Source organism: Agriterribacter humi (genome assembly GCF_009192765.1).
In the GTDB taxonomy this organism is placed as follows: domain Bacteria; phylum Bacteroidota; class Bacteroidia; order Chitinophagales; family Chitinophagaceae; genus Agriterribacter; species Agriterribacter humi.
This window is the reverse complement of the sequence record NZ_VOHQ01000015.1, coordinates 87,762-104,863: the sequence shown is the minus strand read 5'-3', so window position 1 is coordinate 104,863 and position 17,102 is coordinate 87,762. Positions and strand designations below refer to the sequence as shown.

Here is a 17,102-nt window from a genome sequence, read left to right as displayed (position 1 = left end):
TAATGCAGGAGAAATGGCTGGTACCCGTTTCTCCTTTTTATTTAGAAATCGTTATTTGTTCCCCGTTTGTTTTATAAGTGAAATGATAAGTGTATTGCAGGGCTTTTAATACCTGGTCAATGTTTTCATCTTCAAAAGTGGCAGTAAAGCTATAGCCGCCCACTTCAGCATCTTCAAAGTCTATTTCCACGTTATACCATCTTTCTAATCTTTCTTTTATCTCTCCAAATTTCTCATTAACGATCTCTAACCTGTTTTGCGACCATGCTGTTTCAATTACAAGACTGTCTTTATTATACGACAAAGGCAGGACTTTTGTTTCATTGGCCACTGCGTGCAACATTTGAGCGGGTTCTTTTGCCGCCGCGCCTGCATAACGAATAAGTAGTTTATGATTGGGAGAGAGTACGGTTGTTTTTGAGTTGTTCCTGTTAAGCACTTCCACTTTACCACGCAGCAGCGAAACCTCATTGGTAATATCGCCCGCATAAGCTTTAACATTAAATAATGTACCCAATACTTTAACATCGTAGCTATCCACATGTACAATAAAAGGGAGCGATTCATTGTGCCTAACATCAAACAAAGCCTCTCCGCTTAGGAACACGTACCGGTTAGTTTTGGCAAACTGCCCGTCAATCTGTAAAGTAGAGCCAGAATTCAGATGCAGCAGGGTGCCGTCCGGCAGTGTTACGAGTTTCCTTTCTCCTTTAGCAGAAGTAAATACAAGAGCGGGGGCGGACTTTTTGTTGTTGTATACTTCACTTGCCATTGTGTTTTTCAATGTATCCTGTTTCTTCCAAAAAGCAATACCCCATACAATAGCGGTAATAGCCGCTGCAGCGGCAGCAAAATAGCCTAATTGTTTAAAGATGTTTTTGCCTGGCAAGAGAGGCTTCACAGTTGCGGGTGCTGTTTCATTATTCCCGTCCTGTTCCTCATTTACAACAACACTTAACCCCAGGACCAATCGCCTCGCTTCCATTATCTTTTCAATTTCATGAGGGTGGTTAAATATATATTCCTCCCAATAGCGGGTATCCGCTTCATTTTTGTGAAAACAGTAGTTGTAAAAAGAATCATTAATAACAAGCGCTTCTACCGAAAGATTAACGGGCATGAGTATCTTTTTAAAGATAGACGGGGCGCATTTTAAAATTTACCAACTTTTTAAAAAAAATTAAAGCATACTGCCTGAAATCACAAAGGGCAATAAGCTCAGCAATGAGGCTAAATGTATAGAGGGAGATACTTTGTTCAACTCGGCGCGGAGTAATTTAACGCCTTCGAACATGTTATTATAAACGGTTCTTTTGGACAGACCTGTTTGCGCGGCAATTTGTTCTGTGCTGAGTCCTTTATAAAACTTCAGATCAATCACCTTTTGGCAGCGGGCCGGAAGTTTTTGATAAGCTTCTCTTACTTTATCAATAAGTTCCGTATTGGTCTGTACCTGTTCCAGCGTTTCCTGTATGGATGGAATTTCCATTTCATTAATGATATCCTCGGCATTAATAAACTGGCTTTTATTGTTCTTCCGGTAATGATCAATCAGTTTTCTTTTGAAAGCTACAGATAAATATGCACGCGGATTGATAATGGAACTGGAATTGACGTTCTTTTCAAGCAGGTCTAAGTAAAATTGATTGATAAAATCGTTTATTTCATCTTCTTTATAACCCAATTTGAGTCCCATATTCATAAAATGAATGCGAAAAGACTCATACCAGTTTTGTATATGTTGATATGTAGTGGAAACAACAATCACAAGCAGCTAATAAATTAAAAATCTTATAACCCATCTCTTTAGTAAAGCGGTGGGTGGCACCACTATCCTTAAAAAACGGCATTAATTCTCTTGGCAAAATTAAAGATAATAATAATGGTTTATGACTTTACCGCAAATAATTTAATGGCAACCGCTTGCATAAGGGTGCAAGATGGTTTGTTTTCAAAAGAAAATATTCAGGGCTTATTTTGCGCCTGCACAAGCTTGTTCAAAACGGAGCGTTTCCGTTGCGGGTAGGCATGTACCGGGGCAGTAATGAAGCAGGAAGTAATATCCGGATTTGCCGGGAAATATTCTTCGCGGCAGATCCGGATCCATTTATTTAATAGGCATCGTTTAAGGCAAATGTTGGTTTCCTGTACATCCATTGACCGCCTGTAAAATCAGGAAATTCTACAGTTTGATTTCCCAATTCAATAGAACTTTCACTTAGTGGCGTGATAGCGCTCCAGGCCGCTGCATCATACACATCCATAGGCGTAGGGGTCTTTCGTTTGATGGATTCTACTAAGGCATGGATCACAAAAAAATCCATTCCGCCGTGTCCCGCGCCTGCCGATTCTTTGCTCCACCTGGCCCATAGAGGATGATCATATTTATCTAACCATGTTTTGGCATCATCCCATGCATGAGGCTTAGCCGATTTATCTTCTATGTACATGCCATTGTTTACATCCATCCATAAGCCCTGTGTGCCCTGTACCCTGAAGCCGAGAGAATAGGGTCTGGGTAAGTTGGTGTCTAACTGCAGCAGAATGGTTTCTCCATTGGCACAACCGATATGGGTAGTAACAACATCGCCTAATTTGAATTTAACTTTTGCATTGGGGTGATTTTCTCCTCCTTTCTTTACAATATAATTATGCAGGCCCCTTGACTTGGCAGAGAAAGAATTTAAGGTAATGAAGCGATTGCCTCTGTTGATGTTGATATAGTGTGCTATGGGGCCAATGCCGTGTGTAGGGTACAGGTCGCCGTTACGATGAACTGCGTGTTCCGTTCTCCAGCGGGCTTCGGAAAAAGCTTTTTCACCAAATTCAACACCATGCCCGTAAGGATGAACGCCATCGTTGAATTTTACCTCACGCAAATCGTGCTGGTATCCGCCCTGCAGGTGAATGAGCTCGCCCAGCAAGCCCTGGCGCACCATATTCAATACTGCCATCACATCCCTTCGGTAGCAAACATTTTCCAGCATCATCACATGCGCGTTGTATTTTTCGGCGGCTTTTACCACATCCCAGTGATCCTGGAGCGTAATGCCCAGCACTACTTCCGTACCCACATATTTAACCCCGGCTTCCAATGCGCCAATGATCATAGGTTTGTGCCATTCCCACGGCGTTGCAATTACTATTCCATCCACTTTTTCGGTGTCTAACATTTTTTTCCAGGCGTAGTCATCACCGGTATACACAACGGGCATTTTTTTCCCGCTCTTTGAGACCAACTCTTTTGCTGATTTCAAAGAGCGATCATCTACATCACAAATGGCGGTTATATCAACATCCGCTCTTCTCAACAGCAGGTCAAGATGGTTCTGTCCCCGTAATCCTACGCCAATGATCGCCATTTTTATTTTTGGATCGGCGCTTCTTTTTCCTGCAAATAAAGTAGCGGCTGGTAATACGGTAAACGAGGCGGCCGCCAGTCCAGCGTTCCTTACAAATTCTTTCCTGTTCATATATTTGTTTTTGTAGTGATTTTTACGATGAATTATATTAATGATATTATTCCTTTCCAGTTGCCCATGCGGATGGCCACCTGTCCGCCTTTTTCGGGGTATTCAAAGTAAATATAGTTTCTTTTGGTTTGCGCCTTACTATTGGACAATAATTCAGGAAGCAGCGAAATGCCATCGGTATGACCGGCCACCTGGCAATGAATGGCTCCCGGATACCGCCTTCATACAAATCCATTTTTAATCCGCGTAAACCACCCGCACTATTGAAAAAAGCCGCATTCACGCCGCCGTTAAATGTAGGGCCGTTATCACTGGAAAACATAATGATCGTATTTTCATCCAGCCCCGATTGCTTTATTTTTTGCCGCCCGTAACAGCCCAGCTCACCATAGCCTAAATCATCCGCATAAATGTAAATGATGTTGGGAAGCTTTTGGTTGGCAGCTTTTTTGCTTTTGGATTGGGCCGATACGAATGTAGACTGGAACATTAATGATGCAATTAGAAAGGCCCCGGCAAATAAATAATATGGTATTGTTTTTTTCAAATGATGAAACAGGCTGATTGCTGAAATGCTATCTGTTTATGAAATTAGGATAATAAACTATCGGATATACATGCAAACGGTTGCGCAAGATGGCATTGGTATGTTAATGGTTTCCGTTTTTAAACAGGCTGCATTTTTTGAACCCATGCTATGTAAACTATATTTTATCTCGTTTATACATGTAACAGATTCCAAATTCTCACGTTTCTCGTCTGCCGTTTCACGCTTAACAACGATGCCGGCATTATGGCAAAGCCTCCAGGTCAATGACGGGTTTTTGGCCGGTAGCGGGTTTGGAAAAACCGGTGCCGGGTGAAACATTTTCATTAAAGAACCCGTCCATTCGCAAAAAGAATTTTCCATTTTCTACTCCGCCTGCATAATCCCGGCGCTGTTTATTTTTGCCTGTGGCGTCAACGGTAAATGTAAATGCTGTTACTTCCGTCCAGGTTCCGTCTGCTAACCGTACCCATTGATTGCTCCAGTAAGCTTTTCTTTCCTGGTAACCTTCATCGGGATTAAAATTTTCAAGAAAACCATGAAACCGGGTAAGGTAAGTATGGGTGTTGGGTCTTTTCCAGGAGGCTATCAATTTCCAGTTGCCGGCCTCCGGTGCAAAAAACCAGGATGTGTAAATGGTATTGCCCGCACCGTCTGGTTTTCCGTGGGTTAAAAATCTATAGGTAGTGCCTGCCTTCCAGTTAAAGACCAGGTAACTTTGTCCGCCTGTACCTTCACCACCAAAGCCCTGAGCAATCACATGTTCTCCTTTCCTCACAAGTGTTGTTTTGCCTGAATCAGCATCCCAAACAGAAAAAAGAACCCTTCTTTCTGTTGGGGAGTTTACCTGTATACCCATATACCCTTCTCCAAAACCATTCGCCATAAAATAACTGCTCATTTTATCTTCGCCTTCGGGAACGGTTAACTCGCTGTAAAAATATTCCTTATCGCCATGGGGGATCGTATAATTCAAATGGCAGGAGGGTCCTCTTCTTGACCAGTAAAAATTTTCAGGATCATTGGCAAAAACAATGTCGCCGGTTGTTGCGGAACCTCCAATGAGCAGATCAGAAACATCGGCAAAGCAGGTTCCGGTTTTACTTATACCCTGCAAATCAACTTTTATATAGCCCGGTTTTGAAATGGCTACTGTTCCTGCAAACCAGCTTTTATTTTCACTACCGGCAAGGTTCACACTAAAATCTGTTTCGTTAACGGAAATTTTTACGGTACTGTTGCCTGAAATTGCTTTGGCTTTGAAGCCTATATGCAGCACACCTGTTTTCCCCGTCCTGAAAAAAATGCTGATCACACTGCTCATGTCAGCCCACTTGCTCAACCCGTTTTTGGTAATTTCGGCAGAACCTCCCAATGCCATTTGAGTAATGTATCCATTTCCTGCAAGTGGTATGGCAATAGTTGTTTCGGGAAATGACCGCGGCGGCAGCGGGCTGGTATTCCCTGTTTGGTAACACAGCAGCGCAACAAAAATTACGATTCCAATAAATGAAAATGTTTTTCCTGTCCACATATTTGTTTTTTTAAATGAGATGCTGACTTATAAGGGCACAATCCTTTGTGCATTTTCATCTCCATTTCACTACGGTAAAAACAATTTTTGAATAACCCTCTTTCTCATAGAGTATTCCTATTTCTTTCTTCGTTACGTTTACAATATCGGAATAAGCGGCATAATCCCTTGAATCATTTTCACTTTTAGCAATTACAAAATTCTTTTCCCATGTTTGCCCTTCATTATAGCTGATACGCAGCGTTAAATTATCCCTGTGTTTAGTATCAGCAGCATTGCAGAAAGCTATGATCGCTTTTCCTCTTTTCTTTCCAATAGTTAGTATGCTTCCCTGGTTAACAGGATCAGGAAGATTGTTATCAAAATAGGTAGTATCCCAGGTGGAACCACCATCGCTGCTTATGGTAACGATTCTTTCCCGGATATCTCCTTTCTGGTTGCGGCTGTTCATCATCAGCTTGCTGCCCGAAAGTTCCGTTGCCATAGATTCATTGCTTCCCGGGAGGTTAACGGTTTCGCTCAGGTGAAAGGTTTTGCCATGATCGTCTGTATAAAAACCATGGGCCTGGTAATCGGCAAACTGCGGTTGCGGGTCACCGGCAGAATGGTTGGCTGCTATAAAAATGCGGCCTTTGTATTTGCCTGTACCAAATTGCATGGCATGACCGGGAGTATTGGCATAGCTGCGCCAGTCTTCCGGAAAATTGTATGCTGTATTTACCTGTGGTTGTTTGGGGCGATGTGTTTGTGTAGTAATATTCACTGGTTCATTCCATGTAATTCCATTGTCGGTTGACGTTTTATACCAAACTTCCCTCAGTCCCTTTCCCTTTCTTACTTCTCCCTCATGATTATTGCCTGTGTTGTAAAATAAAAAAATTCTTCCCTGCGGATAGGCAGGATCGGTGAGGTCTACCACTGGCGCGGGATTACCTGCCTGCAGGGTATCCGCATCAACAACAGTTTGCAATGCGCTCCATGTTTTTCCTTTATCGCTGCTGCGTTTTACAACAATATTGATATCACCAAAATCGTCTGAACCATGCACACGGCCTTCACAAAAGGCCAGTAAACTGCCGTTGGGTAATCCAATGATAGCAGGAATGCGGTAGCTTTTATGTCCTTCCGTACCTGATACAAAAACAGGAATGTCTTTGACCTGGGCCAATGCTGTGGTAATAAAAACAAATAATGCGATAGTTGTTGCTGCTGTTTTTTTCATAACACGTTCAATTTAAAAGTTGATGCAGGTAATAATTCCGAATTTACTTTTATTTCTGGTCATTAATTGCCAAATGGTCTTCCAGCAGTTTTGCGCAATACCACTCCTGTCTGGGCAGGTGAAACGGACCTTTGAATAAATTTCCTTTGGCGGTTTGCGCAATGCTTCCATCACGATGCAGATAACCAAACCATTCTCCATTTTCTTTATCATGAAAGTGCTGATAGGCATAATCATGCACGAGCTTATGCCATCCGGCATATTTTTCATTGCCTGTTAACAGGTAAGCCAGCAAAGTAGCAATAATGGTTTCATTATGCGGCCACCAGAATTTCATATCCTGCCAGTATTCCTGAACGGGTTTGTGGTATACATCACGGAAGTAAAGTATGCCGCCATATGTAGCATCCCATCCACGTTCCCACATGTAATCAAGCATTTTACAACCCCTCTCAATCAAATGCGGATCGTTGTTGCGGTGTTTTGCTTCGTGCAAAATAAACCAGGCGCCTTCAATGGCATGACCGGGGTTGAGTGTTCTGCCGTCAATATGATCAATGACGCTGCCATCGGGCGCTACCTGTTCCATCACACACCTGATATCATCTTTTATAAAATCTCTTTCTATTTCTTCAATCCATTTTGAAATCAATTCATCACAACGATCGTCACCAATCGTTTCTCTCAACTGTTGCGCGGTATTCATCATGATCATGGGCACACCAATACCTTTGGATGGGCGGATGTCCGTAAACTTTGGCTCCAGCTCCTTTTCACCACTGGCATACGCAATGCAATCTCCAAATACTTCCCTAGCTCTTTGGGCTGCTTCTTCACTTCCGCTCGCTTGTGCATAGGCTGCAGCTGCAATTACATAAAAAGTTTCAGAAAAAAAATATCTCCTTTTACGAATCGGCCGGCCATCGCGGGTTACATGAAAAAACATTTGCCCCCGCCCCGGTTGGTTCGGGCTGGTCCGCCCCATTTGGTTCGGGCAGGCATCAGTATCAAAACAATGTGCATTCAAAAAATCATAGCCCAATTTTGCACCTTCTAACCATTCCTGTTTTTTTCCGGCTGTATTGTATAAAGTAGAAAGCAGCCAGGTTGCTCTTCCCTGTATCCACACTGCTTTATCATCATCAATTAAACTGCCATCCGCATTTCGCATCAGTAAAAAACCACCATGCTCCTTATCAAAGGAACGGGGGAACCAAAACGGTACGGTATCATTGAGCAGTTGATTACTGTAAAATTCTTTAAGATCCTTTAAATCGTTTAGCGTATAATGCATAGAAATCTTATCGTGTTTTATGCCACGAATGCACAAATTTTTAATAGGGTTTTCGCTAAAACTGTACGAATTCGTGCATTCGTGGCGTATAAATCAAAATATAGAAAAATCATTTGTTTTTTGAAAGTTCATCAAAATCATTTGCTTTTGGCCGCAGAAAAGACACCTGGATAATCAGCGCCACCAGAACAATAGCCGAAAGCATGGCAAAGCTTTTCCCCAGGTTTCCCGCATCAGTTGATTTTCCCAGCCAGTCTGTTACCAATGCGCCGGCAAATACTCCCGTCATGTTCATTAGCCCATACGCCGTTGCCCTGTATTTAGACGAAACGAACTGGCAAAGAATAGGCATATTGTTGGCATCGAACATACCAAAGCCAAAGCCAAAGCAAAAAGCGGCGCCAATTACATGAAACATGGAATGACCATATCCGACCAATAATAAGGAAGGGATCGTTAAAGCCAATCCTATGGCGCTGGTATAAATTCTGCCCCTGATATTTTTTTGCACCCAGCGGTCAGATAGTATTCCCCCGAAGATTACACCGAGGAAGGAAGAGGCGGCTATAGTGATCGTTGAAAGCGGTCCGGCCAAAGACATGTCAATGCTCAGGTTTTTGGCGAACAAAGTAGGCAGCCAGTTTTTAACGCCCCATCCCGGAAGACTGGGCACCGCGAAATAGAAGAGAATGATCCAAAAGGCAATATTGGAAAAAAGCAACCCTAGCCCTTTAAACAAAGAAGCTTTTTCTTTTGTGATGTTATGCGTTGCATGTGTTGGCTCCGGTGATTTTTTCTCATGTAAAAAAAGAATTAAAATAAATGAATACACTATTCCAATGATCCCAAAATAATGAAAAGCGGATTGCCAGGAATAGTTGGATGCAATGGTAGCGCCAAAGCCGCCCAATGCCTGCCCCATGTATAAACCGGTCATATGAATGCCAATTGCCAGTGACCTCGTTTTTGAAGTATGATAGTCGGCAATCAGTGAAAGTCCTGCAGGGATATACAATGCTTCGCTTACGCCCATAATTGCCCTGAGCCAGTACAACTGATTAAAATTTTCGCAATAACCCATCATATACGTTACTCCGCTCCAGACAAAAAGACTTATCACGATCAGCCATTTACGGTTGATCCGGTCGGCTATCATTCCTGCCACCGGGCTCATGAAACCATATATCCAGAGGAAGATAGCCATCAGCCTTCCAAAATCCCTTGCCTCTCTTAATTCACCGATATCAATCATCATCGAGGGTTGCATGGTGCTGAGCATCTGCCTGTCCATATAATTGAGCAGCGCAACCACCCATAAGAGTCCAACCACAAGCCAGGGATAGTTTTTTGAATATTTCATTTGCATGTTATACATTTTTTTACCGCAAAACGCACAAAGCATTCACAAAGCACGCAAAGAAAAACCTTGCTGAGTGCAGTATACTTCGTGCTCCGTTCTTTATTTTTTATCACATAGAATCATAGGAACATAGCGGCACATAGGTATACATCGTTTTTTTATTCCTGCGCTCAAACATTTAGCTGTTCCTGGTACCCCGTGTAGCCTGAAACCTGTAACCTGTACCCTGCAACTTGTACCCTGCAACTTGTAACCCGTAACCTGAAACCTACTGTATTCTCCCCATCCATATTTCAGGTGTGCGTACCCCGGCTCTTATTTCTCCATTGGGTATTACCACATCGTTATCCCATAAAATGGCGGTGGTGGTAACAGGTGCTTCAAAAGGGAGCGGAGCGGTACTTGTCCAATTGTTCGTTGAGGTATTATATACCAATACTTCCTTACTAAACCCCGGGTGTGCAGATTGCAATTGATTTTTTTGCCGGATCAGGTCCTGTTTTTCTGCTGTATCGGTAGCAGCATTGATGGCGGCTATTGATAATTCTGTTTTGTGAAAAATTTCACCCTTATCTCCGCCGAACAGTAATATTTCATTTTTACGTACAGCGATACCCGTTCCGGCACACAGGCTGTAGGGTAATGATTTAATTTCCTTCCATTCCTTTTTTTTAAGATCAAATGTATAAGCGGATGCATAGATATCGCTGATGCCATTGCTGTTTTTCTTTCTGCCACCCAATACATATACAGAAGGGCTACCGGCATTATATTGTGCAACCACCACGGCGTGAGAGACCGCTTGTGGCAGGTTGGCTAAAGTATTCCATTGGGCGGCGGCATCTGTAATATCCAGGCTATAAAAACCGCTTGAAGTACTGTCGGTGTTTTCTCCGCCTGCAACATATACTGTATTATCGTGCACCGTAATACCCGCATTGCTGAGTGGGAGGGGCAGGTCAGGTAATTTTTTGATGATCACACTATCGTTATGATCATCCCATTGCAGTAGCATTGTTTTTGAACTAACGCCTTTCTCATTTTCACCGCCGGCGCATACAATTCCGGTGGGGGTGGAGATACAGGCCGCGTAGGCCAGGGCATAAGGCAAAGAAAATGTTTTATGTAACGATAGTGAATCCTTCTGTGTTCTTTTCATCACAAAACCTTCGGCGTAATATTTTTTCTTTCCGCCTGCCCAGGGCATTCCATCGGGAAAATTAGCGCCTCCGGCTACCAGCAATACCTCGTGGTGAACACCACTAACCGGCCCCGCAAAGCCCAATGCGGCGGTTTGTCCCGACAGGGCAGGAAGCGTGCCGGAGAGCGACCATTGTATGGAGATATCCTGCCGCTTTTCCGTGCAGGAATGAAGATGAGTAAGCATAATAACAGCGAGAAGAAAAATTGTTGACCGGGGCATTATTGTTTACACTTTTGTTGCCGTTGAATTGCCTTCGCTGACTAACGTGCGGCAGGCTGTTCTGCAGGCAGGCGGGATGAAAAGCTGCTGAAATTCAGTTGCTCCACATCTTTTTTAAATAACCCGAATTGTTCGGCCGACATGTTTTTTACCGGCAGTCTGAATTCGCCGCAATCCATCCCGGTCAACTTCATGTAGGCCTTTCCGGTAGCTATGCCGCCGTATTTACCCAGCAGGCGGATCATGTCAATGGATTGTTGCTGCAGGGCCTGCGCCTTTTCCAGTTCGTTGTTATTGAACGCGTCAATCAGCTCATAATATAACGGCGCCGCATAGTTGAATGTGCTTCCTACCGCACCTTTGGTACCCAGCACCAGCGCCGAAAGCATATTTTCATCGCGTCCCCACAGCATATCATACTTCCCGTTTTGAAAACGCATACACGAAAGAAAATCCATGAAGTCTTCGTGCGTGTATTTGATACCTGCAAAGTTGGGTATCTTACCATCCACCTCCTGCAGCAAATCGTACATGGCAATATTTACCCCGGTAAGTACAGGTATATGATAATAATAAAAAGGCATACCGGGCACTGCTTCTGCCACTTCTGCGCAGGCTTTTGCCAGCATTGCAGCATTGGCAGGTTTAAAATAAAAGGGCGCTGTAAAAGATATGGCGTATAATCCAATTTGTTTTGCATACAGGGCCAGTTCCTTACAGTCAGCAATACTTGTTCCTCCCAGGAACAGCATCACTTTAAAATCCTTATCTCCTTTAGTGGCAGCGCTCCATGCTTCGGCTGCTGCTTTTTTTTCTTCCATGGTCATAGAAACGCCTTCCCCTGTAGAACCGCAAATAAAAGCGCCGGTAACACCGTTCGCTTTCAGCATTTCATAATACTGCGGTATGAGGGAGGTATTCAAAGAACCGTCTTTATGCATGGGTGTAAAGGGCGCTGCAATTAATCCTTTCAAATGTTCTGATCTCATGTTCTTTTATTTGAAAATTTAAAATATGATTTCTTAAAAACCGGGAACAGGAATATTCCCGGTTATAAATTAAGACAGCTACAGGAACAATAAATATTCAGCGGATCGAAGTTAGTTAAATCCGCAAATCATGTATCTTATTTTGATTTAGAAGTAGTATAACCCGGTGTTTGATCTACCAGTGGATCGTTTGTCCAGATTGCAGCTTCTATTGGCCACAGTATTTTATAACCCTGCAGGCCTTTATCCAGTACGCCATAAGGATGATTGGGGCTGATAAAAACCAATGGCTCTCCTCCGTACTTCATCCTGCGTATATCATACCAGCGTTTTCCTTCGTACACAAACTCTTTGCTGCGTTCTGCGAATATGGCCAGTTCGTTGGCATCCTGTGATCCGTTCACAAAAGGTGCAGGATCAGCGCCGGCGCCAAAAGCACGGTCGCGGATCTGCTGAACGTATAACGATGGATCGCCGCCTTCCGCATTCTCAATTTCTGCCAGCATCAGCAGTCTGTCTGCTTCACGGTAAACCGGCCAGTCATCCGTAAACACCCGCCTGTTTGCTGCGTTCATTTCTCCGGGGAACTTAACCAGTGCAGTATTACGAACGGTAACCACCACATCTCCGCCTGAAGCGCTGGTTTTATAGTAGTCGTAGAAAGTGGCATTTCTGCGCTTATCGACAACGTCATAAGATTGAAATAACGCGAAAGTATAAGCGTAGCGCTGGATGATCTGTGCAGGTGCGCTGGCTATATTCAAAGGATCAACAAGCGTTGGTCCAAGCGTTGTTGAATCTTTTACGTGCAGGTTATCAAAATTAAAAGTAGAGTACTGGAAATAAGAATAAGCTGTACCCATTTCTGCTTCACCATCGCGATAGCGAATGGCAAAAATAATCTCGTTGTTATTCTTGCTTTTAAATACATCAGCAAAATTGGTAAGCAATGAGGTGCCGGTTATAGCATTCAATGCCGATTTTGCTTCTGCCAGATCCGCTGGGGTATTATACACTTTTGCAGACCACAGCCATACTTCTCCTTTCAGCATCAAAGCCGCCAGAGGATTCCACTGGCTTTTATCTGCAGGTGCACCGGCTGTGCCAAACAAGCTGAGCGATTTATTTACATCTGCTTTTATGGCATCTAAAACTTCGGCTTCGGATGCTCTCGCTTTACGCAGCGCAACCGCATCGGTATTTCCATTCGACACTTCCGGCTCCAGCCGTATGGGAACGCCACCATAAGTGCGAAGCAAATGAAAATAGTAATAAGCCCGCATGGCATAAGCTTGTCCCAGTAAATAATCTTTTTTGCCGGCAGCCAGAAAATCTGTTGCTTCCACTTTTTGGATGAAAAGATTCAATTGAAGGATTGGTCCGTAAAAACCGGCCCAACTGCCAACGCCGGCGGAGGTTTCTTCAATAGCCTGGTTAATGATCGTTAATTCGCTCAGTGAAGTGTTCTGACGGTCTTCATTACTGAAGCCACCGCCCCTCATTTCGCCGAGGCGTAAAAACATAAACTGGTTATCGCGGAACTGCTTGTGCAGCCCCACCATAAAATTGGTAACCTGGGCTTCATTCTGCCAGAAGTTTCCATCGCCATAATAATCTTCCGGGGCAAGCTCTAATGTTTTGCGGCAGGAAGTAGCCGTTATAGCTATTATCGCCACATAAAGTATGTACTTAAACTTCTTCATGATATAATGCGTTAATTGATAGATTAAAAGGTTAGGTTAGCTCCAAAAATCAACTGTGTTGGTATGGTATAGGCGCTGTTCTGAAAACCGGTACGTTCCGGTAAATTCAACAACTCATTGGTTAAATATCCCAGGTTTTGCCCGGTAACAGTTAACCTCAGTCCGCTGATCTTCGCTTTTTGCAGCAGGGAAGCAGGCAATGAATAACTCAATGAAACTTCCCTGAATGCCAGGTAGCCCGAATTCACATAGAACATGCTGCTGGGCCTGTCAAAATTTTTTGTGTTCAACTGATCCGCCCATGAATATCTGGGATATTTTGCGTTAGGGTTATCCGGCGTCCAGGTTTGTTTTACAATATCGGTTGCATTGAATTCTCCCTGGGCGCTTGCCAGCGACCACAATTGCATAAAATCCTGCTGGATATGGCCAAATGCAAAATCCAGGCGTGCAAAAAGGCTAAACCCTTTCCAGGAAACGGTAGTATTAAACCCGCCTGTCCAGCGTGGAAGTGTACGTCCCAGCGAAACCCTGTCCCTGTAATCAATGGTATCATTCTTATCAATATCCTTCCACATTACATCGCCCGGTCGTGTAGGTATATATTTCAAGCCACCTGCATTTAATCCATATTGGTCTATCAATTGCTGACTGGCTACACCTCTTCCGGCTCCACCATTCGAATAGGCTGCTTTAGCTGCTTCATCAAATTTATTATAACCCTCCAGGTCTTTTTGGGTTCTGATAATTCCTTCAGTTACAAAACCAAAAATTTCACCCCATTCCTGTCCTTCCTGTAAACCGCCGACCCAGGTGAGTAGCCCTGTTTGCGGATCATAAATTTGTTCACCACCCTGCCTGTTTTTGTCATTGCCATTAAAAGGAAGTTTCAGGATAATGTTTTTATTCCAGGCCGCATTGCCGTTTACCTGCCATGTTAAATCTTTTTGCCGGATAATTTTATAACCCAGGTCAAGTTCAAAACCACGGTTGCGCATGCTTCCGTTATTGGTTCTGATGCTTGATATGCCTGAGGAAGTGGGCAGACTTACAAATGCCAGCTTATCATCTGTGATCCTGTTGTAGTATGCTGCAGAAACATTTAACCTGTTATTAAAAAATCCCATATCGGCGCCCACTTCCGTGGTATTTGTTTTTTCCCAGCGCAATGCAGGATTGGCGAGGCTGGTTTGTAAAAAACCAATATTACCGTTGTAGGGAGTTTGCGAGCCATAGGAACCCTGCACTTCATAAAGCCCAACCGCGTTGCTGGTTCCTATACCAATATTCCCGTTCTTACCCCAACTGGCCCTGAGTTTTAAGTAGGATAGCCAACTCCCCGTGGATGCCATAAAATTTTCCTTATGTACCATCCAGCCTACTGAAGCGGCAGGGAATGTTCCATACTGATTGTCGCCATTCAAACGGGAAACGCCATCACGTCTTACTGTAAAAGATGCAAGGTATCTGCCGTCCCAATCGTAAAGCAGGCGTCCAAAGCCCGACATGATCCGGTCGCGGTTATGATAAGTGTCTGTGCTGCGGGTTTGCGTTGTTGCATTGTTCAAGGTGTACTGCAAATCCTGGAACTCATCTGTAGGCGCCTGGCTGCCGGCGGCATAAACACCCTTAGAATAGGCATCATAATACTCAAATCCCGCCATGGCTTCTACGTTGTTTTTGCCCAGGAAAGTTGTATTGTAATTGGCTATGGCATTATAGGTTTGCCGGATGGTTCTGTCAAAAGAAGCATCGCTGAACCTTGTTCTGTTCCATCCCCGGTTGGGATCGGTTAAACTCAGCAGGCCCGTACGGAAGTCCTGGTTAAAAGATTCCGCAAAGCCCTCATCATACATCCAGATAGCGCCCAGCTTTATATAGAGGTCTTCCAGGATATCCACCCGGAAGGATTGTCCCAAAGTGAATTTATCCGTTTGATTGTTTCTTTTGTATTTATCTATATTAACAAGGGGGTTGCCATCGCTGGCATCACGTCCCAGAATAAATTCTCCGCTGGCATTGGTGCCGCGCATGGTTGGAGGAGCGGAAAGCATACGGCCCCAGTAATTTCCTTCGCCATTTTGCAAAGACTGGTCCCTCCAGTTGGCCTTGTTGAACTGCAGGTTGCTTTCAGACTTCAGCCAATCTTTTATTTTATAATCGCCGTTGAGCGTAAAGGTTAAGCGCCTGTAAAATGTTTTAAGCGACAAGCCCCCTTCATCATAATAACCGAGATTGGCAAAATAGCCACCCCGGTCGTTGCCGCCACTCATGCCTATATTGTATTCCTGTACTGTAGCCTTTTTATACAAGCCATAATCGCCATAATTAAAATCCTTATAAATAAGATCGGCATAAGTTCCGTTCGGATCGTAGTTGCCATCCGCATTGGTAGGCACTCCGTCTTTCATGGTTTTCCAGCCGGGCTGGCCAAGCAGTTCACGGTTTATATCATTTAAGCGCATTACACTCCAAATAGCCCTGTTGTCGTAGTTGCCATCCAGGATGGCTCCTGATACGGGGTCTTTATATAAATTACCGGTTGCCCTGGGACCAACGCCCGACAGGGCTGTATTGGAAGAAACAGTACCGAATGTTCCGTTAATGATAGCCTGCGCCACACCCATGCGGCTCCATTTAATATAATCTTCTGCGCTCAGGAAGTTATAGGGAATATTCAAATAGCTGGTTCCTCTTTTAGCATCTATGGTTATGGAAGATTGTCCGGCTCTTCCTCTTTTAGACGTGATGAGGATTACACCATTGCTGGCGCGGGCGCCGTAAATAGCTGTGGCGGAAGCATCTTTCAGCACTTCCATGCTCGCAATATCTTCAGGATTGATATCACTTAAAGAACCACGCACCTGTCCATCCATTAATATTAAAGGGCTGCCGGAGCCATCAAAATTGGTTCCTCCCCTTAAAATGATTGAAGGCAAAGAACCCGGACGGCCCGTGCCTGTTGAAACCCTTAAGCCCGGAATGGTTCCTGCCAAAGCCTGTGCAGGGTTGGAACGGAGCCCTGTTTCCAAAACTTTATTGTCGAGCTTGGATACGGAAGAAGTAAGCTTAGACCGCTTAATGGTACCATAACCCACTACTACAACTTCATCCAGTTTTGATTCGGCGGCTTTTAAAATGATGGTGAAAGTAGCCGCTGTGCCAACGGTAAACGCAGTGCTGTTAAAGCCTACTGAACTAATGACCAGGATATCGCCTTCGGCCACGTCCATTGTAAAATTGCCATCCGTGTTGGTGGAGGCTCCAATGTTTTTACCCTTCACCGTTATACTTATCCCGGATAGCGGTTTTCCATCTTCCCCTGTAACCTTACCGGAAATTTTTTTATTCTGTGCCTGTCCTAAAGCAGCAAAGAACAAACACACGAATAATAAACCTGATTTCAAATGCGCAATTCTCATACAGCAAGTTGTTTAAAAAATTTGTAGATTTGTATTATGTATGACATAATAAAAGTACTCCCTTTTTCCAAACAACCAAAATTTTTAGAGATTTTTTTTGACATTGTTTATGCCCGATAAAAAAATTTTATGCGA

The 17,102-nt window shown here is 43.8% G+C and carries 12 protein-coding genes; all 12 read right to left on the bottom strand.

What is annotated here, in order from left to right; translation table 11 throughout:
* Window positions 1-37 precede the first annotated feature (37 nt).
* Window positions 38-1,120, bottom strand: coding sequence for a FecR family protein (locus FRX45_RS20155; protein WP_152270282.1), 1,083 nt, complete (start codon window positions 1,118-1,120; stop codon window positions 38-40).
* Between the two features lie 60 nt (window positions 1,121-1,180).
* Window positions 1,181-1,696 (bottom strand): RNA polymerase sigma factor, encoded by a 516-nt coding sequence (locus tag FRX45_RS20150; RefSeq protein ID WP_193311788.1) that lies wholly within the window; start codon window positions 1,694-1,696, stop codon window positions 1,181-1,183.
* A gap of 415 nt (window positions 1,697-2,111) precedes the next feature.
* A complete protein-coding gene (locus FRX45_RS20145; RefSeq protein ID WP_152270280.1) occupies window positions 2,112-3,473 on the bottom strand; it encodes a Gfo/Idh/MocA family protein in 1,362 nt (453 codons plus the stop codon).
* 46 nt (window positions 3,474-3,519) lie between these two features.
* Window positions 3,520-3,963: a sulfatase-like hydrolase/transferase gene (locus FRX45_RS20140; protein WP_226805481.1), complete on the bottom strand. Its 444-nt coding sequence runs from the start codon at window positions 3,961-3,963 to the stop codon at window positions 3,520-3,522.
* A 301-nt stretch (window positions 3,964-4,264) separates the two neighbouring features.
* Complete coding sequence (locus FRX45_RS20135; protein ID WP_152270279.1) at window positions 4,265-5,554, bottom strand: DUF3472 domain-containing protein; 1,290 nt, start codon at window positions 5,552-5,554, stop codon at window positions 4,265-4,267.
* A 55-nt stretch (window positions 5,555-5,609) separates the two neighbouring features.
* Window positions 5,610-6,776 carry a sialidase family protein gene (locus FRX45_RS20130; protein WP_152270278.1) on the bottom strand — a complete coding sequence of 389 codons (1,167 nt, stop codon included), beginning with the start codon at window positions 6,774-6,776 and terminating at the stop codon, window positions 5,610-5,612.
* 49 nt (window positions 6,777-6,825) lie between these two features.
* The gene (locus FRX45_RS20125; RefSeq protein WP_152270277.1) at window positions 6,826-8,070 is read right to left on the bottom strand and encodes an AGE family epimerase/isomerase; all 1,245 of its coding nucleotides are present in this window, start codon (window positions 8,068-8,070) and stop codon (window positions 6,826-6,828) included.
* A gap of 109 nt (window positions 8,071-8,179) precedes the next feature.
* Window positions 8,180-9,430: an MFS transporter gene (locus FRX45_RS20120; protein WP_152270276.1), complete on the bottom strand. Its 1,251-nt coding sequence runs from the start codon at window positions 9,428-9,430 to the stop codon at window positions 8,180-8,182.
* Between the two features lie 268 nt (window positions 9,431-9,698).
* A complete protein-coding gene (locus FRX45_RS20115) occupies window positions 9,699-10,853 on the bottom strand; it encodes a kelch repeat-containing protein (RefSeq protein WP_152270275.1) in 1,155 nt (384 codons plus the stop codon).
* 41 nt (window positions 10,854-10,894) lie between these two features.
* The gene (locus FRX45_RS20110; protein WP_152270274.1) at window positions 10,895-11,842 is read right to left on the bottom strand and encodes a dihydrodipicolinate synthase family protein; all 948 of its coding nucleotides are present in this window, start codon (window positions 11,840-11,842) and stop codon (window positions 10,895-10,897) included.
* Window positions 11,843-11,979: 137 nt separating this feature from the next.
* Window positions 11,980-13,545, bottom strand: a complete 1,566-nt coding sequence (locus FRX45_RS20105; RefSeq protein ID WP_152270273.1) for a RagB/SusD family nutrient uptake outer membrane protein — start codon at window positions 13,543-13,545, stop codon at window positions 11,980-11,982.
* Between the two features lie 23 nt (window positions 13,546-13,568).
* Window positions 13,569-16,967 (bottom strand): SusC/RagA family TonB-linked outer membrane protein, encoded by a 3,399-nt coding sequence (locus FRX45_RS20100; RefSeq protein ID WP_152270272.1) that lies wholly within the window; start codon window positions 16,965-16,967, stop codon window positions 13,569-13,571.
* Window positions 16,968-17,102 lie beyond the last annotated feature (135 nt).